This is a genomic window from Bradyrhizobium sp. CW1, assembly GCF_023100665.1.
In the GTDB taxonomy this organism is placed as follows: domain Bacteria; phylum Pseudomonadota; class Alphaproteobacteria; order Rhizobiales; family Xanthobacteraceae; genus Bradyrhizobium; species Bradyrhizobium canariense_D.
This window is the reverse complement of the sequence record NZ_CP064684.1, coordinates 3675456-3700372: the sequence shown is the minus strand read 5'-3', so window position 1 is coordinate 3700372 and position 24917 is coordinate 3675456. Positions and strand designations below refer to the sequence as shown.

Below are 24917 nucleotides of genomic sequence, written 5' to 3'. Positions count from 1 at the left end.
TTTTGGAATGGACGTGGACGCCCGTGGAACCGCTCAACGCACGCTCGATGCTCGATGCCGCGACCAGCGCCGCGGCGAAGCCGGCTGACCGGCCCTTTGTGGAGCGGCGTCAACGGCTCTCGGCCGCCGCGCTCGACGTCGTCAACCAGAAGGTCGCCCGCGCCTATTCGCCGATCGTGATCACCGGCTTCGTGCGCCTCGCCGATTTCGCGCTGCTGAGCCTCGTCGGCATCGTACTCTATCTCGGCTATGTCATGCCGCACGCCGGCTCCTTCAGCTGGATCTATCCCGCGCAGATCATCGCCGTCGCGGTCTCCGCCGTGGTCTGCTTCCAGGCCGCCGACATCTATCAGGTGCAGTTGTTCCGCGGTCAGCTCCGGCAGATGACGCGGATGATCTCGTCCTGGTCGTTCGTCTTCCTGTTGTTCATCGGCATCTCCTTCTTCGCCAAGTTCGGCAGCGAAATATCGCGGCTCTGGCTTGCCGCCTTTTACGTCCTCGGGCTCGCCGCGCTCCTCTGCGAGCGTCTGGTGCTGCGCTCGCTGGTGCGCGCCTGGGGGCGCGAGGGCCGGCTCGACCGCCGCACCATCATCGTCGGCTCCGACCGCAACGGCGAACAATTGGTCGAGGCGCTGAAGCAGCAGGAGGATTCCGACATCCATGTGCTCGGCGTGTTCGACGACCGCAACGACAGCCGCGCGCTCGACACCTGTGCCGGCGCGCGCAAGCTCGGCAAGGTCGACGACATCGTCGAATTCGCCCGCCGCACCCGCGTCGATCTCGTGCTGTTCGCGCTGCCGATCTCCGCCGAGACGCGCATCTTGGAGATGCTGAAGAAGCTCTGGGTGCTGCCGGTGGACATCCGCCTCTCCGCACACACCAACAAGCTACGCTTCCGCCCCCGCTCCTATTCCTATATCGGCGAGGTACCGACGCTGGACGTGTTCGAGGCGCCGATCACCGACTGGGACCTGGTGATGAAATGGCTGTTCGACCGCGTGGTCGGCACCCTCGCGCTGCTCGTGGCCTTGCCGGTGATGGGATTGGTGGCGCTGGCCGTGAAGCTCGACAGCCCCGGACCCGTGCTATTCCGCCAAAAGCGCTTCGGCTTCAACAACGAGCGCATCGACGTCTACAAGTTCCGCTCAATGTACCATCATCAGGCTGATCCGACGGCCTCGAAGGTCGTGACCAAGAACGACTCGCGCGTCACCCGCGTCGGCCGCTTCATCCGCAAGACCAGCCTCGACGAGCTGCCGCAGCTCTTCAACGTGGTCTTCTCCGGCGATCTCTCTTTGGTCGGCCCACGTCCGCATGCGGTACAGGGCAAGCTGCAGAGCCGCCTGTTCGACGAAGCCGTCGACGGCTATTTCGCCCGCCACCGGGTCAAGCCCGGCATCACCGGCTGGGCCCAGATCAACGGCTGGCGCGGTGAGATCGACAACGAAGAGAAGATCCAGAAGCGCGTCGAGTTCGACCTCTATTACATCGAGAACTGGTCGGTGCTGTTCGATCTCGTCATTCTGCTGAAGACGCCGATCTCGCTGCTGACCAAGAACGAGAACGCGTATTGAGTTGAATTTTTCCGTCATGCCCCTCCTTGTGCGCTGTTGCGCACTGGGGCGGGGCATCCGGTACTCCGCGGCGCCGGCCGCTTCCGCAATAGACGCCGCGGAGTACTGGATCGCCCGGTCAAGCCGGGCGATGACAGCGGTATTTGTGGCGTACCAGTTGCGTAAACGTATGAGCGTGTGATGGCGTATGCGGCAACAGCCGGGGAGATGAATGCAGCGGTTCGGGCTGCGCCCGGCGTGTTGGCGCTCCAGCGCGCGCTGGTATGGCTGGTCGGCGCCTCCGGCGCGATCGTGTTCATCGAGCCGAGCCCCTACGAGATCGTGACGCTGCTGGCCACCGTCACCTTCTTCGCCACCGGACTGCGTCTGCGGCTCGCTTTGATGCCGCTGGTGCTGATGCTGGTCCTGCTCAATATCGGCTATACGATCAGCGCGATCCCGCTGTTCGAGCAGTCCGAGGTGGTGAGCTGGATTGCGACCTCCTGGTACATGGCGGTCACAGTCGTGTTCTTCGCCATGGTCACGTCGGAGGACACCGCCGCCCGGCTCGATATGCTCCGCCGCGGGCTCGTGATCGGCGCGATGGTCGCCTCGCTGTCGGCGGTCGCCGGCTACTTCCACCTGGTTCCCGGCGGCGACGACCTCCTCACGCTGTACGGACGCGCGCGCGGCACCTTCAAGGATCCGAACGTGCTCGGCGCCTTCCTGATCCTGCCGGCACTGTTCTCGCTGCAGAGCGTCGTCTCCGACAAGTTCGGCAAGGCGTTTCGCAACGTCATCGCCTTCGGCATCATGTCGCTGGCGATCCTGCTCGCTTTCTCCCGCGCCGCCTGGGGCGGGCTGGTGCTGACATCCGCCTTCATGCTGGCGCTGATGGTGCTGACCAGCCGCACCAACGCGCAACGCTCGCGTATCATCGTCATGGCGATCCTGGCCGCGGTGCTGGGCCTTGCGCTGATCGCGGTGTTGATGTCGTTCGATTCCACCGCCGAGATGTTCAAGCAGCGCGCGAGCTTCGATCAGAGCTATGACGAAGGCCGCTTCGGCCGGTTCGGGCGGCACATCCTGGGAGCGGAGATGGCGCTCGACCTGCCGTTCGGCATCGGCCCTCTGCAATTCCACCGCTTCTTCCCCGAGGACACCCACAACTCCTATCTCAACGCCTTCATGTCCGGCGGCTGGCTGTCAGGCATCTGCTATCCCGCGCTGGTCTTCACGACCGTCATCATGGGTGTCAGGCACATCTTCGTGCCCGTGCCCTGGCAGCGCGCTTATCTGGCGGTGTTCTCCGCCTTCGTCGGCACCGTCGGCGAAAGCTTCGTGATCGACACCGACCACTGGCGGCACTTCTGGATGATGCTGGGCGCGATGTGGGGCATGATCGCGGCTGCACAGATCTACAAGGCTAGGTCTGGCGACGAAGCTTCTTCAGCTTGAGATCGGGGCGTTTCTCCGGCGGCGTGTCGAGCAGGCCCTTCAGCGCCGCGGTCGCCGCGAGCACGCCCTTGTAGCCCTCATTGGCGAAGCGCAGCAGCAGGCGCAATTCCTGGTCGGAATAGCCGCCAAAAACCTTCTCCATCGCCTGCTGCATCGGCACGTAGAACTGGCCGAGCCTTTCGATCGCCTCCGGCACGACGGCAATGAAGACCTTGCGACGATCGGCATCGTCGCGCTCACGACGGACCAGGCCCGCCTTTTCGAGCCGGTCGACCACGCCGGTGATGGCGCCGGTCGTGAGCCCCGTGACTTCGGCGAGCCGGCCGGCGGTGACGCGGCCTTCGAGGTACAGGATGTCCATGCATTCGAGGTCGGAATTGGCGATTCCGGCAACGTTCGCAACGGTCTGGCCATAAAGCACGCCCTGCGCGGACGACCTGCGCATCGCCTCCTCGAGCTCCTGCAGCAGCGCGGCGCGCGCCTTCGTCCTTGACAAGGCAAACCTCGTATCTTAGTCGATATATATCTTAGTCACTAAGAGATTTAGCGACTGTAATTCTCCTAGCACCACGGAAACGTCGGGAGCAAGCCATGTCCTATCGTCCTCGCAAGGCCCTGATCATCGGCGCCGGCATCGCCGGCCCCGTCGCGGCGGTCCTGCTGCGCCGCGCCGGCATCGAGTCCGCGATCTACGAAGGCTGGCCCTATTCGAAAGGCATCGGCGGCGGCCTTCAGATCGCGCCGAACGGCATGCAAGTCATGGACGAGATTGGCCTTTCCAATGAGCTGATCAGCCGCGGCTCGATCGCGGAATCGTTCGACTTCTATTCGCAAGCCGGAGAGAGGCTCGGCTCGATCAATCGCGACATGGCGCGGCGCTTCGGCCAGCCCGCGGTCAATGTCTGCCGCGCCACGCTGAACGAGATGCTGATCGACAAGGCCTGGTGCGCATGCGTTTCGCTCTATTTCGAGAAGCGCCTGATCAAGATCGAGGATCGCGCCGACCAGCCGATCATCGCCTACTTCGCCGACGGTACCACGGCCGAAGGCGACTTCGTGATCGGCGCCGACGGCGTGCACTCGGTGACGCGGCGCCAAGTCGTCCCGGACGGGCCGCAGCCGTTCGATACCGGACTGATCGGCTTCGGCGGCTTCGTGCCGCACGCCGTCCTGGATGGCCGGCCGATCGGCCGGCACGTTGAAACCACGTTCGGACAGAGCGGCTTCTTTGGCTACGGCTATTGCAGCCCCGATCCGAACGACGGCGTGATGTGGTGGAGCACGCAACCCGCGCACGGCATGGACGCGGCGATGTTTCGCGCGCTCGACCATGCAACGCTGAAGCAGCACCTGCGCGGCTTCCACCGCGGCTGGCACGATCCGATCCCTGGCATCATCGAGGCAGCCGAGAACATCGTGGTCACCGACACGCTCGACGTCGCCACCCTGCCGACCTGGTCGCGCAAGCGCTCGCTGCTGATCGGCGATGCCGCCCATGCGACCAGCCCCCATGCCGGCCAGGGCGCCTCGCTCGCGCTGGAGGATGCGATGCGCCTCGCCCGGTTGATGCAGCAAGGCCGGGAGCTCGGCGCCACCTTCCAGGCCTTCGAGGCCGAACGGCGCCCGCGCACGGAAAAGATCGTCGCCATGGCCCGCCGTAACGGCAACAACAAGCGCGAGTTCAGCGCCACCGGCGCGTGGATTCGCAATCAGATGATGAAATGGCTGCTGCCGCTGGGCGCGAAAAGCATGGAGTTCATGTACGCCTACGACGCGCGGGCGGTGTAGTGGCACGAACGCTGTCATGCCCGCCTTGTGCGCACTTGCGCACCGGGGCGGGCATCCAGTACGCCGCGGCCTCTCGATTCAATCGGTGCCGTCTCTGGAATACTGGATCGTCCGGTCGAGCCGGACGATGACACCGTGATTGCGGCAAGTGACCGCCTCTACTTCTCCACCGCGAACGTCAGCCCGGCATTCTCGACCAGCCGCTTGATCAGCTTGTGCTGCATCGCCGCGCCCGGGGTCCAGAAGCCGGCTGCGACGTCAGTCGTGTCCCGCAGCATGCAGATGGCGCATTCGGAGATCATCTTCGAGGTCGAGCCGTAGCCGGGATCGCGGTCGCCGGTGACGCCGGCGCGAACCATGCGGCCATCGGGTGCGATCGCGACATAGAGCAGATCGAACAGACCGTTTTCACGCTCTTCCTTCGACGGCCCCTCGCCCGGCTTCGGTGCGTCGGGGCCGGTCTTGCCCGCATTGGCAGCCATCACGAGCTTGGCGTTGGCCTCGCCCTTCTCGCCGGGACCGGTCAGGACCATCTCGTCGTAGACGAAGTCCTGGCCGTAGGGGAATCCCATCAGCATGTTGGAGCGGTGAACGTTGCGCGTGTTGATCAGCGCCATCGTGAACGGCGCGGCCCAGGATTGCAGATCCTCCTCGAAGGCGGCCCTGTTGCCTTTCGGCTGCTTCGGGCCGGTGAAGCCGGGCGTCAGCGCAAAATGATCGTTGAGAATGGCGACAAGGCTGAGATCCTTGGCCACCGCATCGAAGGTCGCCTTAGCGCTGGCGGCGGTGCCGCCCGAGAGCGTGCCCCGCATGTCGCGCACACGCCCTTTCACCCGCGGGGCCGGCGCGCCGAAGACACGTTTGGCCTCTTCCTGGACGAAGAACGTACCGAGCTCGAACGGCACGGAATCGTAGCCGCAGGAAAACACGATCCGCGCGCCGCTCTCTTTTGCAGCCGCCTCGTACTTGTCGATCATCTGGCGCATCCAGATCGGCTCGCCGCAGAGGTCGAAATAATCCGTGCCCGTGGCCACGCAGGCGGCGAGCAGTTCTTCACCATAGAGCTGATACGGGCCGACGGTGGTGATCACCGACATGGTCTGCTCCGCCATCGCCTTCAGCGAAGCCGCATCCGACGCATCCGCGACAATCAACGCCGTATTCCCGGGCGCGCCGATCGCATCGCGGACCGATTTCAGCTTGCCGAGGCTGCGGCCTGCCATCGCCCATTTGAGCGCGTGGTCGCTCTTGTAACGCTGGGTCAGGTATTCGGCGACGAGCTGGCCGGTAAAACCGGTCGCGCCATAAACGACGATGTCGAATTTCGCAGAGCTCATGATCCGCCTTTGCTTTACTTCTTCGCGTAGCTCACGCCCATGCCGGCACGGACGTCGCTTTGAATACCATAGGGCGGGATCGGATAACGCAGGCCGTTCTTGGCCAGCGCCTTCATGCCCACAACCGCCTTGGCGAGATGTTCCGGCTTCAGGGCCATCAGCATCTCCTCGTCCGGCACGCCGCCATAGCGCCGTTCGGCGTAGCATGGCAAGGACAGGCTGGGCTCACCGCTCTTGAGCGCCCTGCCCCAGGAATCGGCGCAAGCGGTCTCGCCGACCACGCCCCATTCGAACTTCTTGTAGCCGGTGTATTGCAGCCCGTTGATCAGGATGATCATCTGCCCCGGCGTGGCATAGACGAGACAAATGTCCGGCGGATCGAGCCGGCCGCTCGCCAGCGGACTGACCGCGAGCGCCTGATATTGCCCGAACGGAACCACGTCCAGCGCCTCCTGGCGCTTGCGTGCGTCCTCCGCCGTGCCGTGCCAGACCCCGACATAGTTTTCGCCGGCGAGCCATTTTTCGTCCTGCGGTGCAAGGCCGATCACCGCGCGGCATTGCGCGCCGACGAGATCATCGGCCGTGATGCCCACGGTCCAGCCCAGACGCGCGGCCATGCTGACGATCTGGTCGGTGGTGTGGACCGCGTTCGGCCGCCGGACTTTCGGGATTGCCTCCATGTCCGCGGTCCGCGCGAACAGCTTCATGCCGATCACCGTGGTCTTCAGTCGCAACAGGCTGTTGAGATCGGCGACGAGGCCGGCAAGATCGATGCTGTCTGCACTCTGCTGTTGCATGGCGTCCTCCCGGCCGGCAGTGGCGCGCCGGCTGTTATTGCTTCTTGAACGGTTCTAGTCCTTCGCCGGTCCCGGGAGCAACTCGCCAGTCCGGCCCATCAGGCGGTAGGCGACGAGCCCGATCCATTCGCGCACGGCGACCTCGGTTCGGCCGAGCCCGTCCGTGCCGACATTGGTGAAAGAGAAGAGATCGTCACGCCCGCCCATTCGCCAGTCAACCGGATAGGCTTCGACGTCGAATCCCGCCTTGCGAAAGATTCCCATCGAACGCGGCATGTGAAAGGCCGACGTGACCAGGAGCCAGCGTTCGCCCGCCTTCGGCGCCACCAATTGTTTGGTGAAGATGGCATTCTCGTAGGTGTTGCGGGAGTCCCGCTCGAGGATCAGGCGCTGCTTCGCGATGCCCAGATTCTCCAGGATGGGCGCGGAGTAGTCGGCCTCCCGGGAGTCCGTCGAAACCAGGTTCGCGGTGCCCCCGGTGAAGACAATGCGCGTGTTCGGATAGCGGCGCGCGAGCTCGGCCGGCGCAAACAGGCGATCGGCCGCGTGCGCGACGACCGGCGTGCGGTGCGCCGCCGACAGATCGGTGTCGATCGAGCCGCCGAGCACGATGATGCCATCGGGCGCACCGCGCGACGGATCCCACGGCGGAAAACGCGACTCCAGCGGATAGAGCAAGAGGTTGCCGAGCGGCGAAAACGCGGCGAGCGCCAGCAGGATCAGCGTGGCCGCGGCGAGCTTGCGGCCGAAGGCGGCAAAGCGCGTCGCCATCAGGACGACCGAGACGATTCCGAGCTCGATCATCAAGTTGATCGGCAGCACCGCTGCGCCGAGGGTCTTGGACAGGACAAAAAGCAGGGGAGCCTCGCTGGAATGATCGTGCCTGTTGCGCGCGGGCTTGACCCGCCCGTCGATCTTCAGAAAGCTTCTTGGAAGAGGATCGATTGCCTGGTCAAGCCCGGGCCTGTGAAACGGACGGACGCCACATGACCCATCACCACCTGCATTCCAGCCCCGAGACCTGCCATTGGGGGTTCTTCGAGGCTGCGCTCAAGCCCGTCCTCACCATCGCGAGCGGTGACGAGGTCACGGTCGACACCATCAGTGGCGGTCCGGACATGCTGCCCGACCGCAGCAAATTTCACATTCCGCCCGAGATGCACGAGGTTCATGCCCAGAACGAGCGCATGCTGCCCGGCCACATCCTCACCGGCCCGATCGCGCTCGAGGGCGCCGAGCCCGGCGACGTGCTCGCGGTCGAGATCCTCGACGTCCAGCTCCGGCAGGATTGGGGCTGGAACATGATCAAGCCGCTGTCCGGCACCCTGCCCGACGATTTCCACGAGACGCGCATTCTGAACATCCCGCTCGACCGTTCCCGGATGGTCGCCCGCATGCCGTGGGGGCTGGACCTGCCGCTCAAGCCGTTCTTCGGCGTGATGGGCGTTTCGCCGCCGCCGGCCTGGGGCCGCATCTCCTCGCTCGTTCCTCGCGCCATGGGCGGCAATCTCGACAACAAGGAGCTTGGCGCCGGGGCGACGCTGTATCTGCCGGTGTTCGTCCCGGGCGCGCTGTTCTCCTGCGGTGACGGCCATGGCGTGCAGGGCGACGGCGAGGTTTGCGTCACCGCGATCGAGACCGCGCTTCAGGGCCGCTTTCGCCTGACGCTGCGCAAGGACCTCAGGCTCGATTATCCCCGTGGCGAGACGGCGACGCATTACATGACCATGGCGATGGACCCCGATCTGGACCAGTGCGTGGTGCGGGCGCTGCGCGACATGATCGTGCTGCTCGGCGAGAGGCGCAATTTGTCGCGCGAGGACGCCTATACGCTGTGCAGCCTGGCGGCCGATCTGCGGGTGACCCAGACCGTCAACGGCTCCAAGGGCATCCATTGCATGATCGAAAAGACGATCGTGCACGGCTGAGCCGACCAGCCCACTCCTGACCGGTCGAAGCCACGCCGCCGCCGGCCTGCCGCGCGGCGTGCCTTGTCATGCCTAAATTTCCCTCGCGATTCCAAGGGGCTGACCAGGCGCCGCAGCCTGCATTTGACTTCTGCCTCCAAACCTAAATAGAGTCTTAATCGTAACTTTTATGTACCCGAGTAAGAGGCTAGCGTTCGGCCATGGCCACCGAAAAAGCCGAGACTGACCGCATTCCTGTAACCTTGGCGCTCTCGACCATCACCTATCTGGAGAAGCTGGTGAGACAGGGCACCCACGGCACCAGCGTTCCCGGCGTCGCACGTACCTTGATCGAGGAAGGCATCCGTCTCGCCATCAAGGACGGGCTTTTGTCGATTCGCGACAATGGCAGGACGTGAGCGCGCGCCGAACGTGAGGCGGACGGATCTCGAGAGGCGGATGGCCGACATCTGCAACCTGGGACCGTTACACATGCCTGTTCTCTCACCCACCTGGACCGACGAACGCATCGAACTTCTGAGGCAGCATTTCGAGGCCGGGCTCTCCTGCCGCGAGATCGCCGCCGACATTGGCGTCAGCCGCAACGCCGTGATCGGCAAGCTGTCTCGCCTCAATCTCACGCGCGGCCGAACCATCGACGATCGCAAGGTTCACGACAGGGGCCTGGCGCCGGCGCGCGCGCCGCGGACCGTGCCGCGGCTGCAATATGAGATGCTCGCCACGATCTACGGCGAGACCGGTGCGCCGATGGTCACCGGTCCGATCGACGATGCCAATCGCTGCTCGCTACTCGAGCTTGCCGAGAACCGCTGCCGCTGGCCGATCTCGACGCCTGGCGCGGACGATTTCTGCTTCTGCGGCAACTCCGCACCCGACGGCCAGTCCTATTGCGCCGGCCACAGCCGCCTCGCCTACCGGCCGAATTCCCGCGCGCGCGTCATGCGCGGCTAGAGCCAAGTCCTGGAGGCGAGTCCTGGAGCCATGCCCAAAACGAAAAACCTCCGGCAGGGCATTGCCGGAGGTTTCTGGAGGTTTAGCATCAAGTCAGAGCCGCAACTTTCGTCATCGGCTGGGAGCTATATAGCTTAGTAGCTCAGGTAAGTAAATAAAGTTGGGCCGATCGATTCGCATGGCACGTCTTCGTCGCCCGCACGTGCCGCCGGATTTCCGAACGCCCGCTCGCAAAGAAGCCCACCTCATAAAAAAGCCCCGGCGGTGTCCCGCCGGGGCTGCGTCCTATCCGAAGGTCTTGAGCTTACCAGTTGCGCTGGGCGCGAACCAACAGGCTGTAGGTGTCCTGGTCCTTCAGCTCATAGGTCGCCGCGGGCTTGGCAACGCTGGTGAGCGCCGGCGTGGTGATCACGCCCGAGTACTTCTGGTCAAGATGGCTGTAGGTGAAGTCAGCCGAGAAGGTCAGGTTCTTGATCGGGGTCCAGCGGGTGATGACACCGATCTGGCCGATGTTGAAGTCCGGGTTGCAGGTGCCGGTCAGGGTCGCGAACGCGGCGCTGCCGCAGATCATGCCCTTGGCGGTGCCGCTGTAGTTGACGGCAGCCCACGCACCATAAAGCGCCGAATTCCAGTACGGGCTCCAGTTGTGAGTGTAGGCACCACGGAAGCCGTAGGTCTTGGTCAGCTCGAGACCGCTGCCGGGTGCGAACACCGCGTCAGACACGCCGGCGAAGCCGATGCTCTGATACGCGCCGCCCGAACCGCCGAACATCGAGTAGCTGGTCGCTGCCAGCTCCTGGAAGTTGTAGCGGCTCGCGCCGTCGGTGTAGACGCCCGAGATGTTGATCACGTCGCCTGCACCGGTCGGGATGTTCTTGATCGACAGCGCCAGCTGGACGGCCCAGCCCCACTTGTCTTCAGGATGACCGGTAACTTCGCTCGCGCCGTAATAGCCGACGTGGTTGTCGTGCGCAGCGACCGAGGCCTGGAACAGGCCCCAGGCCTGGTCGACGCGGAGCGTGCCGACGAGATCGGGGGAGCGGGTGCCGCCGAGATCGTTGGAGCCGTAGGCACCGCCGAGGACGCCGGCGGTGGACATGCCGGCCGTATTCCAGAGCGCGGTCTGGAACACCTGCGTCTGGTCCTGGGCCGAGACGATCGCCGTCACGCCCTGGCCGAGATCGGCAGTGTAGGTGAACTGGGCAACACCGTTGGTGGTGCCGCTGCCGCCGACGAGCTGGTCGAAGTTGTTGCCGGGATAGTTGATCCAGGGCGCGTCGAACTGCGACACGGCCTTACCCATGGTGAAGCCGGCGAACTGGATGAAGGCGTAGTAGACGCCGAGCGCGCCGCCCGAGATCGTGCCGTCGGTGCCGTTGACGGCGCCACCGCTGGAGCCGATCAGGCTCGTGCCTGCGGCGTTGAGGCCGAGCGTGCCGCTGTACTGGGTCGCACCCGTTCCCGAACCGGCGCCGACATAGTTGCCGGTCGTCCAGGTGAAGACCGCATCGAAATAGGTGCGGACCACGCCGTACTCGGTTGCGGTGCGCGTGTCGATGTTCAGATCTTCACGAGCGCGCATCGAGTAATAGTTGGTCAGGCGGTTGTTGGCCGCGAAGACGTTGTTGTACTGGGCGCTGTAATTGCCGCCGGCATTGAGCGCCACTTCGGCACGCAGATAGCCGCCCAGCTTGATGCAGGTGTCGCTGCCCGGGATGTAATAGAAACCCGCGCCGTAGAGCGAGCAGACCTTCACATACTCGACCGCCTTGGCCTTGACCGGAAGATCAGCCGCCTGAGCTCCACCGACGGCGATCAGACCCGCCGCAGTGCCGAGCAAAAGGCTCTTCACCACTTTCATATTAAAACCTCCAAGTTGCTCATTTTACGAAGACCGGACCGTGAGGCCCCCCAAGATTCCCGTCTTTGAAATCCGCTCGGCCGCTTTGCGCTTCGGACACACCCTCTTTCGACGCGAGGGACGTGAGCAAACCACCTGCAACGGGACGATCGAGTACCCCCCACCGCCACGAAGCAATATGCCTGCGCCTTTCGGTAATCAAAATACCTTATTTAGTCAGCTTTGTTGGTTTTGCTAAACCTGTGCCCCGTTCGCAACACCATTGCGAACCGATTCCGTGAGCTGATCATCTTTGTAGTTTTACTGACAAAATTACCCTGCTCTGCACTTGCGTCAGAGCAGGCTTGCGTGGACTATGGCTTGCACGACACCGGCCGCATACAAATCAGATCACGGGAGTGACGCTGTGTCAGCGACGAGGAAAGAAGGGGCGCGCCTCCGCACCATCGGCAATCTGGATATCATCAGGCGCTTCACCTGGGAGATATCGTCGATCAACATGTATCTGGAGGAGCTGCGTCAGTTCTGGGCGAGAACGCTCGGCATCAGCGGCCCGCAATGGCTGATCCTGATGGCGATCTCCGACCTCGACAAGGACGACGGCATTCCGGTCAACGTCGTCTCGAAACTGCTCCACGTCGATCCGTCGTTCGTCACCACCCAGTCCAAGCTGCTCGAGAAGAAGGGCCTGTTGCGCCGGCGCCCCTCGCCAACCGACGCAAGGGTGGTCCGACTATCACTGACCGAGAAGACGCAAAAGCACCTGGCGAGCCTCAACGAGCAGTACAAGACGATCAAGGAATTCGTCTTCCAGGAGTTCGACGAGAAAGAGCTGACGGAATTCACCACCAAGCTCGCGATGTTGAAGACCCGTCTCGAAAAGGCCTGCGTCCGCCTGACCCTCGACTTCTGAGGCGACGTCCTCAGATGCGCCCCGCGGCGCCGAGCCGCGATTCCAGCCAATCGAAGATATATTCATTGGCAAGGCTCGGATTGTCCGCATGGGCCTGCGCCGCGCCAGTTTCGGCCGCGGTGAACACCTTCAACATGACATCCGAACTGCCGAGCCGGGAGGTCTGGACGATCTGACGCGCCCGATCGGCCTTGAGCCAGCCGTCCTCGCCGAGCGTGATCAGCACCGGACAGTCGGCGCTGGAGGCCATCAGCGGAGCATGCGGCACCGGAACGATGCTGACGTCGCTCATCGCGAATCGGCTGGCAAAGAAGGCCCGCTCGTGCAGGTCCCATAGGCCGCCATCGCAGACGGCGGCGGCAAGCCGCGGCTCCTGCAGCACCGCGCGCGCCACGAAGGAAGAGCCCCAGCCATCGGCGACGATCGCGACGCGCTCGAAATCGACCTCGCTGCACGTCTCCAGATAGTCCATGACGCACGGAATCGCACTCTCGAGATCCCGGCGCCGCAACAGCGCGTCGAGATAATCGTCGCGCTGGTCGCCGAACAGGTCCAGCGCCAGCAGCGAAAAGCCGCGCTCGCGCGCGTGCGGCGCGAGCTTGAACAGAAACTCTTCCTTGCGATGGCCGGGCTCGCCGATGCAGATCACGGTCGGGGCTCGCACGCGTCCCAACGGCGCGTGCGCGGGCAGGAAATAGCCCTGCAACGAATGTCCGTCGAGCCAGGGTATCGTCACGACTTCCCCGGCAGGGTCGCGCGCGGCGAGGAAGCGGCGGGCGCAATCCTGCATCGCGAGGACCGCGACCCAGCGGCGCTCGTCCGCCTGATCGAGCGGCATTGCGGCCGCGCTGTAGTAATTCATGGCGCGGAGCCAATTGCGCTGCGCGGTCGCCCTGTGACCTTCCGCGAACGCGGCCTCGGCACGATGGCGATTGGCCTGCGCCAGCTTCTTCCACTCGCGATGCCAGGACTGGTCGTCGCCCCGCTTCAGCTGCCGCGCGATCATCAGGCATTCGGCGATCGTGGCGCCGCCGTCCTGGGCCGCGGTGAGGAGCCGCGTGAACTCAGCGGAGATGTCCTCTCGCTCCGGGCAAAGGATCCAGTCGTCGGAGAGGCATGCGGGTATCATCGGGAGCTACGCTCTGGTCATCGCCTTACACGTGACTGAATAAACTATTTTGGTTCCCTGACCAAGCTGCGGCGCGCCCAATGAGAGCCGTTCGAGATCACCATCGCTTGAACGCAGGGATGTGTCGCATGCGTGACATTCCAATGCGTCAGGAGTGGCCGACACGGCCAAGAAACGCCGGCAGCGAACTGGCAAGAGGTGGCACGTGAAATTGCCTGCGCGCCTCTTGCCATGATGCGCATCATACCTATATCGGCGCGCGCTCGTCGCCTGCGTCAGCCGAGCCGCCAGCCGACCTCCTGCGTGAAACTTTCGTAGAAGGCGCGGTCGTAGGCCTGCTCCGGCGTAGCACGAACGCGCTCGTCAAGGCGCTTTGCATCCTCACCCACGAGAATGCGCCATTGCTCCGCCTTGACCCCGTCGAGGATGATCCTGGCGGCCTGAGCCGCCGTCCTCGGCGCATCCTCGAGGAAGCTGCGGGCGCGCTCGGCGAACGCCGCCTGGATGTCCTCGTCCGACATTTTGTCGGCATCCGGCACGCCGGCCGCGACCATGCGCTTGCGGGTCAGCGCGATCTCGTCGGCGTTGAGCCGCTCCGAGCCGTCGGCGCTCTGCACCTTGCGCGAATTGGAGACGATCGAGGTGCCGATATGGCCGGGCATCACCACCGAGCATTTGACATGCGGCGCGTGCAGGCGGAGGTCGTTGATGAGCGCTTCGGTAAATCCCTTCACGGCGAACTTCGCCGCGCTGTAGGCGGTGTGCGACTGGTTCATGCCGATGGAGGCCCAGAAGCCGTTGACGCTCGCGGTGTTGACGATGTGGGCCTCGTCGGCCGCGACCAGCATCGGCAGGAAGGTGCGGACGCCGAGATAGACGCCGCCCCAGCAGATGTTGAAGGTGCGCTCCCACTGCTCGCGTGTGTTGGTGAACAGGCTGCCGCCGCCGCCGATGCCGGCGTTGTTGAACAGAAGGTGGATCCGGTCGGTCTTCTGCTGCTCGGCGAGCTCGTCGCGGAATCGCTTGAGATGATCCTCGATCGAGACGTCGGCGACATGCGTCGTGACGCGCAAGCCCTGCGGCAGCTTCTCGACCTCGCACAGCCGCTTGGTCTCGGCCATCGCGGCTTCCGAGACGTCGCACATCGCGACATTGCAGCCCTCGGCGACGAGCTGCCGCGCGAGCTCGCGTCCCATTCCCGTACCGCCGCCGGTGATGACGGCGATCTTTCCTGCAAAATCATTCATGGGACTTTCGGCCCCTCCCTTGTCGGTATGTTTCTTCATGGCTACGCCACGCATCGGAGCGCGCGCAAAATGTAGCAGCGCCGCATCCGCAGGTAAAAGCGGATCGGCGCTGCCGTGCTCATCAGTTATTTCGGGGCGCGGACTATTCGGCCGCCTCGACCCGCCGCCCGTTCAACGCGCCGAGGCCGTCCAGCGCCTTGCGGATCGCCGCCTGCTGCGCGCTTGAGGCCTCCGGCATCGGCGCGCGCGGATAAGTCATGGGCAGGCCCTGCAGCGTCTGCGCATGGCGCGTGCAGGCCGGCAGATTGTCGGCGATGACAGCGTTCCACAGCGTCAGCAGCTTCTTGTGCAGATCGAGCGCGCGCGGATGATCACCCGCCTTCACCGCATCCCACAGCGCGACGGAGGCATACGGCGCGGCGGTCAGGATCGCGGCGATCGAGCCATGGGCCCCCAATGTGTAGGACGGATACATCAGGGCATCGACCGCACTGTAGATCAGCTTGTCCGGCGCCATCATCATGAGGTCCGCGAACAGTTTCAGGTCGCCTGCGCTCTGCTTGACGCCAACCACCAGCGGCACCTCGGTCATGATCCGCGTCAGCAGCGCCGGCGACAGGTACGACCACGGCACCACGTTGTAGATGATGATGGGCATGCCGGTCTCGTCCGCCATGGCGCGGAAATGCGCCACCATCGCCTCGTCGTCCGGCTTGAACAGATAATGCACCGGCGTGACCTGGAGCGCCGCGACATTCATGTCGCGCACCAGCTTGCCGCGGCGGATCGCATCGCGGGTGGAGTCGACGATGATGCCGGCGATGACGGGAATGCGCCCCTTCACCGCGGCGACCGTCGCCTCCATCAGGTCGCGATATTCCTCGTGATCGAGCGTATGCCCCTCGCCGGTCGAGCCGCCGGCCGCGACGCCGTGTGCGCCGGCGCCGATCATCCAGTCGACCTGGGCTGCTACGAGGGTGTAGTCGATTTCGCCATCCTTCCGGAACGGCGTCGTCATCGGCGGGATTACGCCGGTCGGTCGTGTCTTCATGGTGTGCCCTCGCGTTTCCATATCCCTTGTGGCGGCCCCGCTCTTTTGGCGAGTGGCCACGGTGCTGCGAGCCTACCGGCTGCGCGCGGCCTGTGAAGCGCCACCGACGCGGCGCTGCTCCCAGCATTCGACATCCCTGCGGTTGTTACTGACCCGGTTCCCCGTACTTGCCCGGCTTCGGTTCAGGGGCAATTTTTTTACAATCCGAATCGTTAAATGGAGTCCGGACGCTGGGTCGAGTCGGCCAGGCCAGCGTGTTGTTTGCGTCACAGGCTCTGGCACTCCGCTTGCATCCTCTTCGTGGTCAGAAACTACCGATGAGGTGACTGGAATGTTCGTGACCGTCGTTGCCGTGCTCTGCCGGCTGAGTGCAGCCAGCTCAGGCAGTTGCATCGAGGAAATCGTGACCGACAGCAACATGACGCCCGAGATGTCGATGATGCAGTGTGCGATCGGCGCACAGGCTCCATTGGCGAAATGGATGGGCGAGCATCCGATCTACCACGCCAACTGGCGGCTCGATCGCTACAAATGCGTTCCGGGTCGCTACGAGATCAAGGGCCACGCCTAAGGCCCCGCAAAACTACCGACACCAAGACGACGAACGAGGAAACGCCCCGGAGGCCGCATCGTCCTTCCGCGCGGGCATCGACAGCGCCAGCCCCATTGCGGCGGCACGCTTGTGACAACGATCACACCTTCCCCTTAAGCCACCGCTCGCAGAATGATCGCACGCGCGCGTCGCCCTCCGGCGTCGGCATCAGCGCGTAATTGTGCGGCTGTTCGCGGAGCAGATGCAGCTCGACCGGCACGCCCGCCGCCCTCGCCCCGGCATCAAACTACAGAGTGGCTGATCCAGGTTTGAGTCGAGGGAGCCCATCAATTACTCGAGCGACGACGCTCAGCATGCTAGTCGCAAAGATTCGAGCCTCGACCAGTCTTTCGTCTTGTCAAGGTCCAGCTGTAAGACTGACGCTAACCATTCGGCCTTGTTTCTGCGGGAAAAGCTCCTGCAAAAGCCTTCTAGCTCTCCCTCCCTTAAGATCAGAAGACCTATGGCCTGCGACGCAACACATATCTTCTCGAAGGCATTGATCAAATCTGAATCGGCAAATCCTCGATACCCGTCTTCTTTGATCCTTTGCCAAGGTGAAGCGCTCTTTCCCATCTCAGCTATTTGCTTCCGAGATTGGTCCGCAATGGCTTGGCTATTCCGCAACACAGCAGCGATCCGTTCAAGCTCCAGCGCGACTTCTATGGTTGAAGGCTCCAATCGTTTTGATTTCACTTTGGTTATCCCTATAGGTGAACCAGTGAACCAACGACATGAGTCAACTTGGAAGTGAATTGAAATGGACAGGACACTAATGTGTAGACAGGAAAAAGAGAGAGAAAATAGAGCACAAGAGAGACCGCGCCCAACTGCCCGGGGTACGGCGACGGTGGTAAATGGTAAGGGCGGGGCTACAACGCAACAAATAGAAAGAAATCGCTGCGCCGCCCGACGTAGGCTTCACAATCGTTATCGCCTGGGCCAGCCTATCAAGAAGCCAGTGGCCTTGTTTCTGAAGGTAGAAAGGGTAGGAGCAGCGAGCACACCCCGAAGCGGATCCATAATCGCGATGTAGTCGGTGTTGTCCCGCTGAATCCCATAAGCGACGACTACATGAGCTGGGTTTTTCCCTTCCATTACTATGTAGAGATGGTTCCCGGACGTCCCCGCCAGAGGAAACATCTTTTCGTATACATAGTCGAACGTGAGGTCGGCTCTGTCGATTTCCTCGTAATCCATGTTGATCGAGAGGCTGTTTGCAATCTCACCAAAGTACGCAAGATCGAGCGCATTTCCATTGCAGTACATCTGAAACATTTGGATGATTGAGCTATATGACCAACTGACCCCGCGAGTGGCTTCAAGCCAGGAGCTAAGGGCGCAAGCCCAACACACGGGCAGTGAAACTTCGTCGTCGCCAGTTCCTACCGATGGTTGCTTTACAATTCCGGGTTTCGATAGACGATACGTGACCATCTGATACCCTCATTCCCGACAGCATGATCCCCAGATCAAAGCCCGTACTAATGTGTCTTCATTGTGCTGCTAAGTTCAAGCGCAGGCAAGAATTGTATTGCGGCCAACCGAAGCCGTTCTTCAATCCGCTCGAAGCCCTCGAAGCCGTCCATTAATCCGCGCGCTCGTTCGCACCGAATCGCAGCGCCCTCGCGCGCTGGATTGCAGCGCCTTAGTTCTGCTGACTAGTGCTCCGTTACGCTGCGTTACGCTAATTGCAGCACTTTTTCATGGATTCGAACCCCTTCTTTTCGAGGGCTTCCAGAGTTGCGTAAATCGTCGCCATCGGAACCGCCTTGCGCACCGCAGAAGGGCATACGTCGCCTGGCCGTTTGCCGTTTAGGGCCGCCTCCAATGCGGCAACCTTTTCCTCAAGCGCCTTCGTCCGATCAGGTATCGTCCCGAGTTCCTTCCATAGCGGTACGTCGTTTAGCCACTTACGGACGTCGTCGATTACTCCGATTGCCCTACCGCCTGGTGTGCGACTTGGAAATCAGATAGGTGAGGAACGATGCGCATGCTCCGATAAAGAAGATCGCGTCAGCTTCATCAACGTCCGCTTCAGCCTCACTTAAGAGCGCATGTCGGATGCCCTTCTCATCGCTCGTATATCCATAGAGTGATAGGAACGCCTTTTTAAGCGCCGGATGGAGAGCAATCCTCTGTTCTAATCCCGACAATGCCTTCGAAAGATCGCCAGTAGGTTCGAGCACGCGCGCAACTGACTCCGCTGCGCTGATACTTTCACGAACGCTTGCTGGGTAATCTCCTTCGGTGAGTTTCGAAGCAGCATTTTTTAAGTGAGTTTTTGCGCCACCGAATTGCGAAGCAGATAATGCTGCGTTCGCCTGGATAAGCGCGTCGGCTTCCTCTGTTGAGGCAGTCGGCCAGAACACACCGTCTTCAATGCGGTAAGCCGCGCGGCAGTTCTCTAATACCAACTGAACTGCTGGACCGAGATCAGGCGGACAATTTGGGTGCCGAAGAACAGCCTAAAGCCAACCGTACACCTTGTGGCATTCGGCTTTTTCGAACAAGTCACCGATCTTGGTGACGATCCCGTTCGGATTGAATTTGTCGATGCGAACGTGGTGGTGGTCGACATGCAGATCCTTCAGAATTCTGGACCAGTTTCCACGATAATGGAGAATGTCGGTGTAGGCTCGATCAAGCCTTGCATGAATGCAGGCCCAAAGCTTCGCCCGAAGTTCTCGACTAAGTTCCTTGCGGTCGAGCTGCGCCGGGAGAGGTGCCAAACCCTCGCTTGTTCAAAGGTCAGCGATCTACGATCCGAGGTGCCCATGTGCCTGGCTCCGGGCGAATCAACGCGCGATGGTGGTACGCCCCACGTACACGCGGGCAAGCTGTCGTTGGTTATCCGGGCTATTCACATCCCGGCGACATAAGCCCGTTACCCTATCCGTTACCCTTGAGAAAATCCGGACGCCCTGAAATCCGGCTAAGTTTTGGTCGGAGCGAGAGGATTTGAACCTCCGACCCCTAGTCTCCCAGACTAGTGCGCTAACCGGGCTGCGCCACGCTCCGAACGTCGTTCCATTAGCTAGGATCGCCGCTTTGCGCAAGGCGAGGTGACACCATTTTGCTGTCTCCGCCGAAAGGCCTCGGAACTGGCCCAAAGCCGACGGAGTCCGGCGTCAGGCGTCCTTCAATGCCTGATCCAGCATTTCGCGGCAGGCGATGAGCTCGGCGAGCACCCGTCCGAGGCGCTCCCGGTGGATGGCGCTGGGGCCTGCGGGCGCGGCGGGGGTGCCGCCCTTGCGGAAGGTGGTGAGGATTTCCTCGTCATCGGTCTCGGAGAAGCGGAAGTCGATGCCCTCCTCCTCCTCGCCCTGGTAGTCGTCATCGTCGCTGTCGCGGGCGCCGCGGACGCCGGTCTCCTCCTCGGGCTCCATCAGGCTGGCGCCGACGGCGTCCTCGATGGCGCCGAACGAGACCGCGGCCGCGCTGTCGGCGAGGCCCTGCACCGATTTGACGCCGTGCTCTTTCAGGATCCGCTGCACCCCGCGGATGGTGTAGCCCTCCCCGTAGAGCAGACGGCGGATGCCCTTGAGCAGGTCGACGTCGTCGGGGCGGTAATAGCGGCGGCCGCCGCTGCGCTTCATCGGCTTGATCTGGGAGAATCGGGTCTCCCAGAACCGCAGCACGTGCTGCGGAATGTCGAGTTCCTGCGCTACTTCGCTGATGGTTCGGAACGCATCCGGCGCCTTGTCCAAATGCCAAATCCTTATCCAGAGGGCGGATTACGCCTCGGGTTGCGCCTTGCTGGCGTCGCCATTGGTGCGGTGCTGGGCGTTGATCCGCTGCTTCAGGATCGCCGACGGCTTGAACACCATGACCCGGCGCGGCGAGATCGGCACCTCGGTGCCGGTCTTCGGGTTGCGACCGATGCGCTGACCCTTCTTGCGGACCATGAAGGAGCCGAACGAGGACAGCTTCACCGTCTCGCCCTTCTCAAGGCAATCGGTGATCTCCTTCAGCACGAGTTCCACGAAGGCAGACGATTCCGTGCGCGACAGCCCCACCTTCTGGTAGACGGCTTCGCACAGATCGACACGCGTTACGGTTTTACTTTGATCGGTCATCGCCCTGCCCCACATCACGGCGAACAATTGTTGTCTGAAATTATGAGCTTACGATACAGCGGTCAACAGCGCTCATCAATGCAGGCGCATCGATAATCCGCGCCGATTCGGGCAAAATTTTACCGAGTGTGGCTTACCAGCGCACCAGCGCGGAGCCCCAGGTGAAGCCGCCGCCCATGGCTTCGAGCAGAACCAGGTCGCCGCGCTTGATGCGGCCGTCCTTGCGCGCCACCGACAGCGCCAGCGGGATCGAGGCCGCCGAGGTGTTGCCGTGAAGGTCCACCGTCAGCACCACCTTCTCCGGCGCGATATGGAGCTTGTGCGCGGACGCGTCGATGATTCGCTTGTTGGCCTGGTGCGGCACGAACCAGTCGATGCTGTCGGCATTGAGCCCGGTCGCCTTGAAGGCGTCGACGATCACGTCGGTGATCATGCCGACCGCGTGCTTGAAGACCTCGCGGCCCTCCATGCGAAGATGGCCGACAGTCTGGGTCGAGGACGGGCCGCCGTCGACGAACAGCTTCGCCTTGTGACGGCCGTCGGAGCGCAGATGCGTGGTCACGATCCCGCGGTCGGTCGCGGCATTGCCCGGCTGCTCCTGCGCCTCCAGCACCACCGCACCGGCACCGTCGCCGAACAGCACGCAGGTGCCGCGATCGGTCCAGTCGAGGATGCGCGAGAAGGTTTCCGCGCCGATCACCAGCGCGCGCTTGAAGGCGCCGGTGCGCAGGAAATTATCGGCGGTGGCGAGCCCGAACACGAAGCCCGAGCACACCGCCTGAAGGTCGAAGGCCGCGCCATGGTTGATGCCGAGCCCGTGCTGCACGGCGACCGCGCTCGCGGGGAAGGTGTTGTCAGGCGTCGAGGTCGCGAGCACGATCAGGTCGATCGACTGCGCGTCCACGCCGGCGTCCGCGAGCGCAGCCTGCGCCGCCTTCAGCGCCAGATGCGAGGTGAACTCGCCCTCGGCCGCGATATGCCGCTCGCGAATGCCGGTGCGTTGCACGATCCACTCGTCGGACGTGTCAATGCGCGCCGCCAATTGGGCGTTGGTCACCACCTGCTCCGGCAAATAAGAGCCGCAGCCCAGCACGACCGAACGAATTTGAGTCACGAAACAGCCTCCTGCGCGGCCTGCACGGAACTGAGTGCACCACCTTCGCGATTGAGCATCTGATTGATCTTGTTGAGGAGATCGAATTTGACCATCTCATAGCCAACATCGATCGCATAGGCAAAGCCTTCGGCAGCGATTCCGCCATGGCTCTTGACCACGATCCCGTTCAACCCCAGCAACACGCCGCCGTTGGATTTGTTCGGATCCATCTTGTTGCGCAGGGCCTGGAAGGCGTTGCGCGCAAAGAGATAGCCGAGCTTTGACAGCCAGCCCCGCTTCATCTCGTCCCGGAGCAATTCCGCCATCTGCCGCGCGGTTCCCTCCGCGGCCTTCAGCGCGATGTTGCCGCTGTAGCCCTCGGTGACGATGACATCCGCCACCCCCTTGCCGATGCCGTCGCCCTCCACGAACCCGAGATAGTCGAGCTCGGGCAGGTTCCTGGCGCGCAGGATTTCGCCGGCCTCGCGAATCTCCTCGTGCCCCTTGATCTCCTCGACCCCGATATTGAGCAGGCCGACCGTCGGACGCTTCTTGTTGAACAACACGCTGGCCATCGCCGCGCCCATGATGGCGAGCGACACCAGATGATGCGTATCGCCGCCGATGCTGGCGCCGAGGTCGAGGACGACGGAATCGCCGCGCCTGGTCGGCCACATGCCGGCAATGGCCGGACGGTCGATGCCCGGCAGCGTGCGCAGGTGGAAGCGCGACATCGCCATCAGCGCCCCGGTATTCCCGGCGGAGACCGCAACATCCGCCTCGCCCTTTTTCACCGCATCGATGGCAAGCCACATGGACGAGGTCCTGCGGCCGCGCCGCAGCGCCTGGCTCGGCTTTTCCTCGCCGCTGACCGCGACATCGGTGTGGATGATCTTCGAGGCCGCCTTCAGCGCGGGGTGGCGGTCGAGCTCGGGTTCGATCTTGGCGCGGTCCCCGATCAGCAGGAATTCGATCTCGCGATGCCTTTGGAGCGAGATGGCGGCGCCTGGGATGACCACCGCGGCGCCGGCGTCGCCCCCCATGGCGTCAAGCGCGATGCGAACCTTGCTTGGCATAAAAGTCCTGGAAACCTGGGTCTGGTGCGGTCTTGAACGAGCGGGGCCGCAAATGGGTTCGCCACGAACATGGCGGTCGGTCAAGCGCCACGCCGCACCCGGACCGGGGCGCGACAATAGCGTTTTGTTATCCCGAAACAACCTCTTGCCCCCAGCCTTTTGCATTCGGGAGCATCGGGCTGCGGACGGACTAATTCACAAGAAGTACATCAAAATCGAACGGATAATCGAGCTTTTCAAACCACCGCCGCAAACATCTCGCCCCGTCCCGAAGCGGTCCTCTGGAGAAGGTGGCACCTATTTGTCTTTCTTCCCGTCCTGAAGTGCCTTCAGGACCGCAAAGGGGTGGTCCTCCGGATCGGGGGCGATAACCTCGGGCTCAAACACGACCCCCGGCTTGCGCGGATAGGGATCGACCGCCAGGAACAGGGCATCGGTGGCAAGCCTCCCAAGGTCGATGATGCCATTGACGATCGCCTCCGGCGGGTCGGCGACCTGCTCCTGATCGTCGTGCCCCTCCTCCATCAGGTCGGCCAGGCGGCGGACCTCGGCCTCGGGGGCGAATATCAGGTCCACCTCCTCGTCGATGTCGCTCTCCATCGGGTCAAGCGTGACCACACAGGTCTGGCCGATCCGGGCGCGAACGTGCCCCGTGACCTGGATCCGGTTGCCGCTTTTCGGCACGACATCGAAATCGGCCTGGACCGAGATAACCTCGCGCAAGCCTGCCGTCTCAGCCATGGCCTGCCGCTCGGCGGCCGAGGCCTCGAGCTTGCGATGCAGGCCGGTATCCGGGATCTGTGCAACGATGACGGGCACCCGCCAGGGATCGGGCCCGGATGCTGGTATCGGTCGGGTCATGGCGTCACATCCTCAGGAAGCGCTGGAGGAAACTTGAAGGACGCACCCAGCAGTGCGGCCTCGCCGGTCTGGGCGAGGTTGGCCTCGGCCGCCCTGGCATAGGCTGCGAGCTGCTGCGCCTGGTCCATGCCGGCCCCATTCAAGATATTCTTGCAGATCGCGGATGCCAGCGCCTCGCCGCCGCCTTCCATGGCCTGATCGTAGGCCTGGACCCGGCCGTAAAACGCCTCGCCGAAGGCCCGCATCCGCTTCGGCACGGTCTGGTCGCCTATCCCCATCTCGCGCAGATTGTCGTCCATGTCCTCGCAGAAACGGTCGAACAGCGCCTGCGACAGCTCGGTGGCGCTCTGGACCGTGCGCAGGCGGCGCAGCAGCAGCCAGAGGTGCAGCAGCAACAGATCGAAACGCCCGTTAACGGTATCCGGCACGCCCAAGTCGCGGTAAAACATGGGTTCTCGCGCCTGCGTCACGATCATGCCATAGATGGCTTCAATGGTGCCCGGCGAGGCTAGGCGGGGTTTCCTGAAGTGATTGAACGGCCAAAGCATTGTGGTTTCCGCAAGCGGGCGCGCGCGTGTTGCATTCAGAGCCTCCGCCCGGTACTTCAGCGCCTCGCGCGACGCAAGGGGACGGAATCAGTTCCGCTATGACGATAACGAACCAGACCAGCCTGCGTGCAGACAAGCCGCGCGGCCTTCATGCACGTTGGCGCGGCTTGCGCCTGTTCGCGGCCGCGGCCCTGGTTGGCGCCGCGCTTGCGGGCTGCACCGGCGAGCAGTTCCAGAAGGGTTACATCCTGCCGCCCGGCGCACTGGAGCAGATCCCGATCGGTGCGAGCCAGGACCAGGTGCTGATCGTGATGGGCACCCCCTCCACCGTCGCAACCCTCGACGGCGAGGTGTTCTATTACATCTCCCAGCGCTCCGAGCGCATTGTCGCCTTCATGAACCAGAGGGTGGTCGATCAGCGCGTCATCGCGGTCTATTTCGACAAGAACCGGCGTGTGCGCCGGCTTGCGAATTACGGTCTCCAGGACGGCAAGATCTTCGATTTCATCAGCCGGACGACGCCGACCTCGGGCCAGGAGATGAGCTACCTCACGCCGATCTTCAAGCTGCTCAGCTTTAACTGAGCCTTCAGCCTGCGGCTTCGTGCGGCTTGCCGTTGCGCATACGCTTCCATACGCTCCTGCAAAATAAG

Annotated in this window: 27 protein-coding genes and 1 tRNA gene; 10 read left to right on the top strand and 18 right to left on the bottom strand. The window is 63.0% G+C overall.

Annotation, left to right across the window (positions count from 1 at the left end; all coding sequences use genetic code 11):
* Nucleotides 1-23 precede the first annotated feature (23 nt).
* Together IVB54_RS18155 and IVB54_RS18150 are read left to right on the top strand one after the other, a co-directional pair.
* Nucleotides 24-1574: an undecaprenyl-phosphate glucose phosphotransferase gene (locus IVB54_RS18155; protein WP_018455131.1), complete on the top strand. Its 1551-nt coding sequence runs from the start codon at nt 24-26 to the stop codon at nt 1572-1574.
* A 180-nt stretch (nt 1575-1754) separates the two neighbouring features.
* Nucleotides 1755-3011, top strand: coding sequence for an O-antigen ligase family protein (locus tag IVB54_RS18150; protein WP_026232883.1), 1257 nt, complete (start codon nt 1755-1757; stop codon nt 3009-3011).
* Here IVB54_RS18150 and IVB54_RS18145 read toward each other — a convergent pair.
* Nucleotides 2980-3456 carry a MarR family transcriptional regulator gene (locus tag IVB54_RS18145; protein ID WP_051112981.1) on the bottom strand — a complete coding sequence of 159 codons (477 nt, stop codon included), beginning with the start codon at nt 3454-3456 and terminating at the stop codon, nt 2980-2982. The two genes, IVB54_RS18150 and IVB54_RS18145, sit on opposite strands and share 32 nt — an antisense overlap.
* A gap of 146 nt (nt 3457-3602) precedes the next feature.
* Between IVB54_RS18145 and IVB54_RS18140 the strand changes: the two genes are divergently transcribed.
* The gene (locus IVB54_RS18140; RefSeq protein WP_018455134.1) at nt 3603-4799 is read left to right on the top strand and encodes an FAD-dependent monooxygenase; all 1197 of its coding nucleotides are present in this window, start codon (nt 3603-3605) and stop codon (nt 4797-4799) included.
* Between the two features lie 158 nt (nt 4800-4957).
* Here the strand turns inward: IVB54_RS18140 and IVB54_RS18135 are convergent, their stop codons facing one another.
* Genes IVB54_RS18135 through IVB54_RS18125 form a run of 3 tightly spaced genes read right to left on the bottom strand, consistent with a single transcriptional unit; the run spans nt 4958 to nt 7737 of the window.
* Entirely contained in the window at nt 4958-6136 is a 1179-nt protein-coding gene (locus tag IVB54_RS18135) for a saccharopine dehydrogenase NADP-binding domain-containing protein (protein WP_085353387.1), read from the bottom strand.
* Nucleotides 6137-6150: 14 nt separating this feature from the next.
* On the bottom strand, nt 6151-6933 hold the full coding sequence (locus IVB54_RS18130) for a DUF169 domain-containing protein (RefSeq protein WP_018455136.1): 783 nt from the start codon (nt 6931-6933) through the stop codon (nt 6151-6153).
* 54 nt (nt 6934-6987) lie between these two features.
* Complete coding sequence (locus IVB54_RS18125) at nt 6988-7737, bottom strand: YdcF family protein (RefSeq protein WP_245288410.1); 750 nt, start codon at nt 7735-7737, stop codon at nt 6988-6990.
* A 182-nt stretch (nt 7738-7919) separates the two neighbouring features.
* On the opposite strand from IVB54_RS18125, the gene IVB54_RS18120 reads away from it, so the two are divergent.
* The 3 genes from IVB54_RS18120 (at nt 7920) to IVB54_RS18110 (ending at nt 9812) form a co-directional block, all read left to right on the top strand.
* Entirely contained in the window at nt 7920-8861 is a 942-nt protein-coding gene (locus tag IVB54_RS18120) for an acetamidase/formamidase family protein (protein ID WP_018455138.1), read from the top strand.
* Nucleotides 8862-9061: 200 nt separating this feature from the next.
* On the top strand, nt 9062-9259 hold the full coding sequence (locus IVB54_RS18115) for a hypothetical protein (RefSeq protein WP_007603456.1): 198 nt from the start codon (nt 9062-9064) through the stop codon (nt 9257-9259).
* Nucleotides 9260-9332: 73 nt separating this feature from the next.
* Entirely contained in the window at nt 9333-9812 is a 480-nt protein-coding gene (locus IVB54_RS18110; protein WP_018455139.1) for a GcrA family cell cycle regulator, read from the top strand.
* A gap of 304 nt (nt 9813-10116) precedes the next feature.
* On the opposite strand, the gene IVB54_RS18105 is transcribed toward IVB54_RS18110, so the two are convergent.
* A complete protein-coding gene (locus IVB54_RS18105; protein ID WP_204511371.1) occupies nt 10117-11673 on the bottom strand; it encodes a porin in 1557 nt (518 codons plus the stop codon).
* A 406-nt stretch (nt 11674-12079) separates the two neighbouring features.
* Here IVB54_RS18105 and IVB54_RS18100 point away from each other — a divergent pair, with 406 nt between their 5' ends.
* Nucleotides 12080-12586 (top strand): MarR family transcriptional regulator, encoded by a 507-nt coding sequence (locus IVB54_RS18100; protein WP_007611061.1) that lies wholly within the window; start codon nt 12080-12082, stop codon nt 12584-12586.
* Between the two features lie 10 nt (nt 12587-12596).
* On the opposite strand, the gene IVB54_RS18095 is transcribed toward IVB54_RS18100, so the two are convergent.
* The 3 genes from IVB54_RS18095 to IVB54_RS18085 all read right to left on the bottom strand — a co-directional run bounded on the left by IVB54_RS18095 (nt 12597) and on the right by IVB54_RS18085 (nt 16013).
* Nucleotides 12597-13715 (bottom strand): alpha/beta hydrolase, encoded by a 1119-nt coding sequence (locus IVB54_RS18095; RefSeq protein ID WP_018455141.1) that lies wholly within the window; start codon nt 13713-13715, stop codon nt 12597-12599.
* 275 nt (nt 13716-13990) lie between these two features.
* Nucleotides 13991-14962, bottom strand: coding sequence for an SDR family NAD(P)-dependent oxidoreductase (locus IVB54_RS18090; protein WP_026232885.1), 972 nt, complete (start codon nt 14960-14962; stop codon nt 13991-13993).
* 142 nt (nt 14963-15104) lie between these two features.
* Nucleotides 15105-16013: a dihydrodipicolinate synthase family protein gene (locus tag IVB54_RS18085; protein ID WP_026232886.1), complete on the bottom strand. Its 909-nt coding sequence runs from the start codon at nt 16011-16013 to the stop codon at nt 15105-15107.
* Between the two features lie 331 nt (nt 16014-16344).
* On the opposite strand from IVB54_RS18085, the gene IVB54_RS18080 reads away from it, so the two are divergent.
* Entirely contained in the window at nt 16345-16584 is a 240-nt protein-coding gene (locus IVB54_RS18080) for a hypothetical protein (protein ID WP_007603449.1), read from the top strand.
* 330 nt (nt 16585-16914) lie between these two features.
* Here the strand turns inward: IVB54_RS18080 and IVB54_RS18075 are convergent, their stop codons facing one another.
* The 3 genes from IVB54_RS18075 to IVB54_RS18065 all read right to left on the bottom strand — a co-directional run bounded on the left by IVB54_RS18075 (nt 16915) and on the right by IVB54_RS18065 (nt 19022).
* Nucleotides 16915-17301, bottom strand: coding sequence for a hypothetical protein (locus tag IVB54_RS18075; RefSeq protein ID WP_157642930.1), 387 nt, complete (start codon nt 17299-17301; stop codon nt 16915-16917).
* 234 nt (nt 17302-17535) lie between these two features.
* Nucleotides 17536-17883, bottom strand: a complete 348-nt coding sequence (locus IVB54_RS18070; RefSeq protein ID WP_018455146.1) for a hypothetical protein — start codon at nt 17881-17883, stop codon at nt 17536-17538.
* Between the two features lie 665 nt (nt 17884-18548).
* Entirely contained in the window at nt 18549-19022 is a 474-nt protein-coding gene (locus tag IVB54_RS18065) for a hypothetical protein (RefSeq protein WP_085355305.1), read from the bottom strand.
* A 36-nt stretch (nt 19023-19058) separates the two neighbouring features.
* On the opposite strand from IVB54_RS18065, the gene IVB54_RS18060 reads away from it, so the two are divergent.
* On the top strand, nt 19059-19487 hold the full coding sequence (locus tag IVB54_RS18060) for a hypothetical protein (protein ID WP_018456779.1): 429 nt from the start codon (nt 19059-19061) through the stop codon (nt 19485-19487).
* Nucleotides 19488-19548: 61 nt separating this feature from the next.
* Here IVB54_RS18060 and IVB54_RS18055 read toward each other — a convergent pair.
* The 7 genes from IVB54_RS18055 to IVB54_RS18025 form a co-directional block, all read right to left on the bottom strand.
* Nucleotides 19549-19626: transfer RNA gene (locus IVB54_RS18055), tRNA-Pro, on the bottom strand.
* Nucleotides 19627-19736: 110 nt separating this feature from the next.
* Nucleotides 19737-20315 carry a MerR family transcriptional regulator gene (locus tag IVB54_RS18050; protein WP_018456840.1) on the bottom strand — a complete coding sequence of 193 codons (579 nt, stop codon included), beginning with the start codon at nt 20313-20315 and terminating at the stop codon, nt 19737-19739.
* Between the two features lie 27 nt (nt 20316-20342).
* Nucleotides 20343-20684 carry an integration host factor subunit alpha gene (locus IVB54_RS18045; RefSeq protein WP_018456841.1) on the bottom strand — a complete coding sequence of 114 codons (342 nt, stop codon included), beginning with the start codon at nt 20682-20684 and terminating at the stop codon, nt 20343-20345.
* Nucleotides 20685-20817: 133 nt separating this feature from the next.
* Complete coding sequence (locus IVB54_RS18040; protein WP_026233249.1) at nt 20818-21798, bottom strand: beta-ketoacyl-ACP synthase III; 981 nt, start codon at nt 21796-21798, stop codon at nt 20818-20820.
* Nucleotides 21795-22856, bottom strand: coding sequence for a phosphate acyltransferase PlsX (gene plsX / locus IVB54_RS18035; protein ID WP_018456843.1), 1062 nt, complete (start codon nt 22854-22856; stop codon nt 21795-21797). Before plsX ends, IVB54_RS18040 begins: the two co-directional genes overlap by 4 nt.
* Before the next feature lie 297 nt (nt 22857-23153).
* Entirely contained in the window at nt 23154-23717 is a 564-nt protein-coding gene (locus IVB54_RS18030; protein WP_085353405.1) for a DUF177 domain-containing protein, read from the bottom strand.
* Complete coding sequence (locus tag IVB54_RS18025; RefSeq protein ID WP_026233251.1) at nt 23714-24265, bottom strand: ubiquinol-cytochrome C chaperone family protein; 552 nt, start codon at nt 24263-24265, stop codon at nt 23714-23716. Before IVB54_RS18025 ends, IVB54_RS18030 begins: the two co-directional genes overlap by 4 nt.
* Nucleotides 24266-24363: 98 nt before the next feature.
* Between IVB54_RS18025 and bamE the strand changes: the two genes are divergently transcribed.
* Nucleotides 24364-24849: an outer membrane protein assembly factor BamE gene (bamE, locus tag IVB54_RS18020; RefSeq protein WP_018456846.1), complete on the top strand. Its 486-nt coding sequence runs from the start codon at nt 24364-24366 to the stop codon at nt 24847-24849.
* The last annotated feature ends 68 nt before the right edge of the window (nt 24850-24917 follow it).

Bases quoted from the DNA above. Each gene is read 5' to 3' on its own strand.
- IVB54_RS18145 (WP_051112981.1), bottom strand. From the start codon at position 3,456: ATGCGCAGGTCGTCCGCGCAGGGCGTGCTTTATGGCCAGACCGTTGCG.
- plsX (WP_018456843.1), bottom strand. From the start codon at position 22,856: ATGCCAAGCAAGGTTCGCATCGCGCTTGACGCCATGGGGGGCGACGCC.
- IVB54_RS18090 (WP_026232885.1), bottom strand. From the start codon at position 14,962: ATGAATGATTTTGCAGGAAAGATCGCCGTCATCACCGGCGGCGGTACG.
- IVB54_RS18095 (WP_018455141.1), bottom strand. From the start codon at position 13,715: ATGATACCCGCATGCCTCTCCGACGACTGGATCCTTTGCCCGGAGCGA.
- IVB54_RS18025 (WP_026233251.1), bottom strand. From the start codon at position 24,265: ATGCTTTGGCCGTTCAATCACTTCAGGAAACCCCGCCTAGCCTCGCCG.
- IVB54_RS18125 (WP_245288410.1), bottom strand. From the start codon at position 7,737: ATGATCGAGCTCGGAATCGTCTCGGTCGTCCTGATGGCGACGCGCTTT.
- IVB54_RS18030 (WP_085353405.1), bottom strand. From the start codon at position 23,717: ATGACCCGACCGATACCAGCATCCGGGCCCGATCCCTGGCGGGTGCCC.
- IVB54_RS18115 (WP_007603456.1), top strand. From the start codon at position 9,062: ATGGCCACCGAAAAAGCCGAGACTGACCGCATTCCTGTAACCTTGGCG.
- IVB54_RS18110 (WP_018455139.1), top strand. From the start codon at position 9,333: ATGCCTGTTCTCTCACCCACCTGGACCGACGAACGCATCGAACTTCTG.
- IVB54_RS18070 (WP_018455146.1), bottom strand. From the start codon at position 17,883: ATGTTTCAGATGTACTGCAATGGAAATGCGCTCGATCTTGCGTACTTT.
- IVB54_RS18080 (WP_007603449.1), top strand. From the start codon at position 16,345: ATGTTCGTGACCGTCGTTGCCGTGCTCTGCCGGCTGAGTGCAGCCAGC.
- IVB54_RS18120 (WP_018455138.1), top strand. From the start codon at position 7,920: ATGACCCATCACCACCTGCATTCCAGCCCCGAGACCTGCCATTGGGGG.
- IVB54_RS18045 (WP_018456841.1), bottom strand. From the start codon at position 20,684: ATGACCGATCAAAGTAAAACCGTAACGCGTGTCGATCTGTGCGAAGCC.
- IVB54_RS18140 (WP_018455134.1), top strand. From the start codon at position 3,603: ATGTCCTATCGTCCTCGCAAGGCCCTGATCATCGGCGCCGGCATCGCC.
- IVB54_RS18135 (WP_085353387.1), bottom strand. From the start codon at position 6,136: ATGAGCTCTGCGAAATTCGACATCGTCGTTTATGGCGCGACCGGTTTT.
- IVB54_RS18085 (WP_026232886.1), bottom strand. From the start codon at position 16,013: ATGAAGACACGACCGACCGGCGTAATCCCGCCGATGACGACGCCGTTC.
- bamE (WP_018456846.1), top strand. From the start codon at position 24,364: ATGACGATAACGAACCAGACCAGCCTGCGTGCAGACAAGCCGCGCGGC.
- IVB54_RS18130 (WP_018455136.1), bottom strand. From the start codon at position 6,933: ATGCAACAGCAGAGTGCAGACAGCATCGATCTTGCCGGCCTCGTCGCC.
- IVB54_RS18105 (WP_204511371.1), bottom strand. From the start codon at position 11,673: ATGAAAGTGGTGAAGAGCCTTTTGCTCGGCACTGCGGCGGGTCTGATC.
- IVB54_RS18150 (WP_026232883.1), top strand. From the start codon at position 1,755: ATGGCGTATGCGGCAACAGCCGGGGAGATGAATGCAGCGGTTCGGGCT.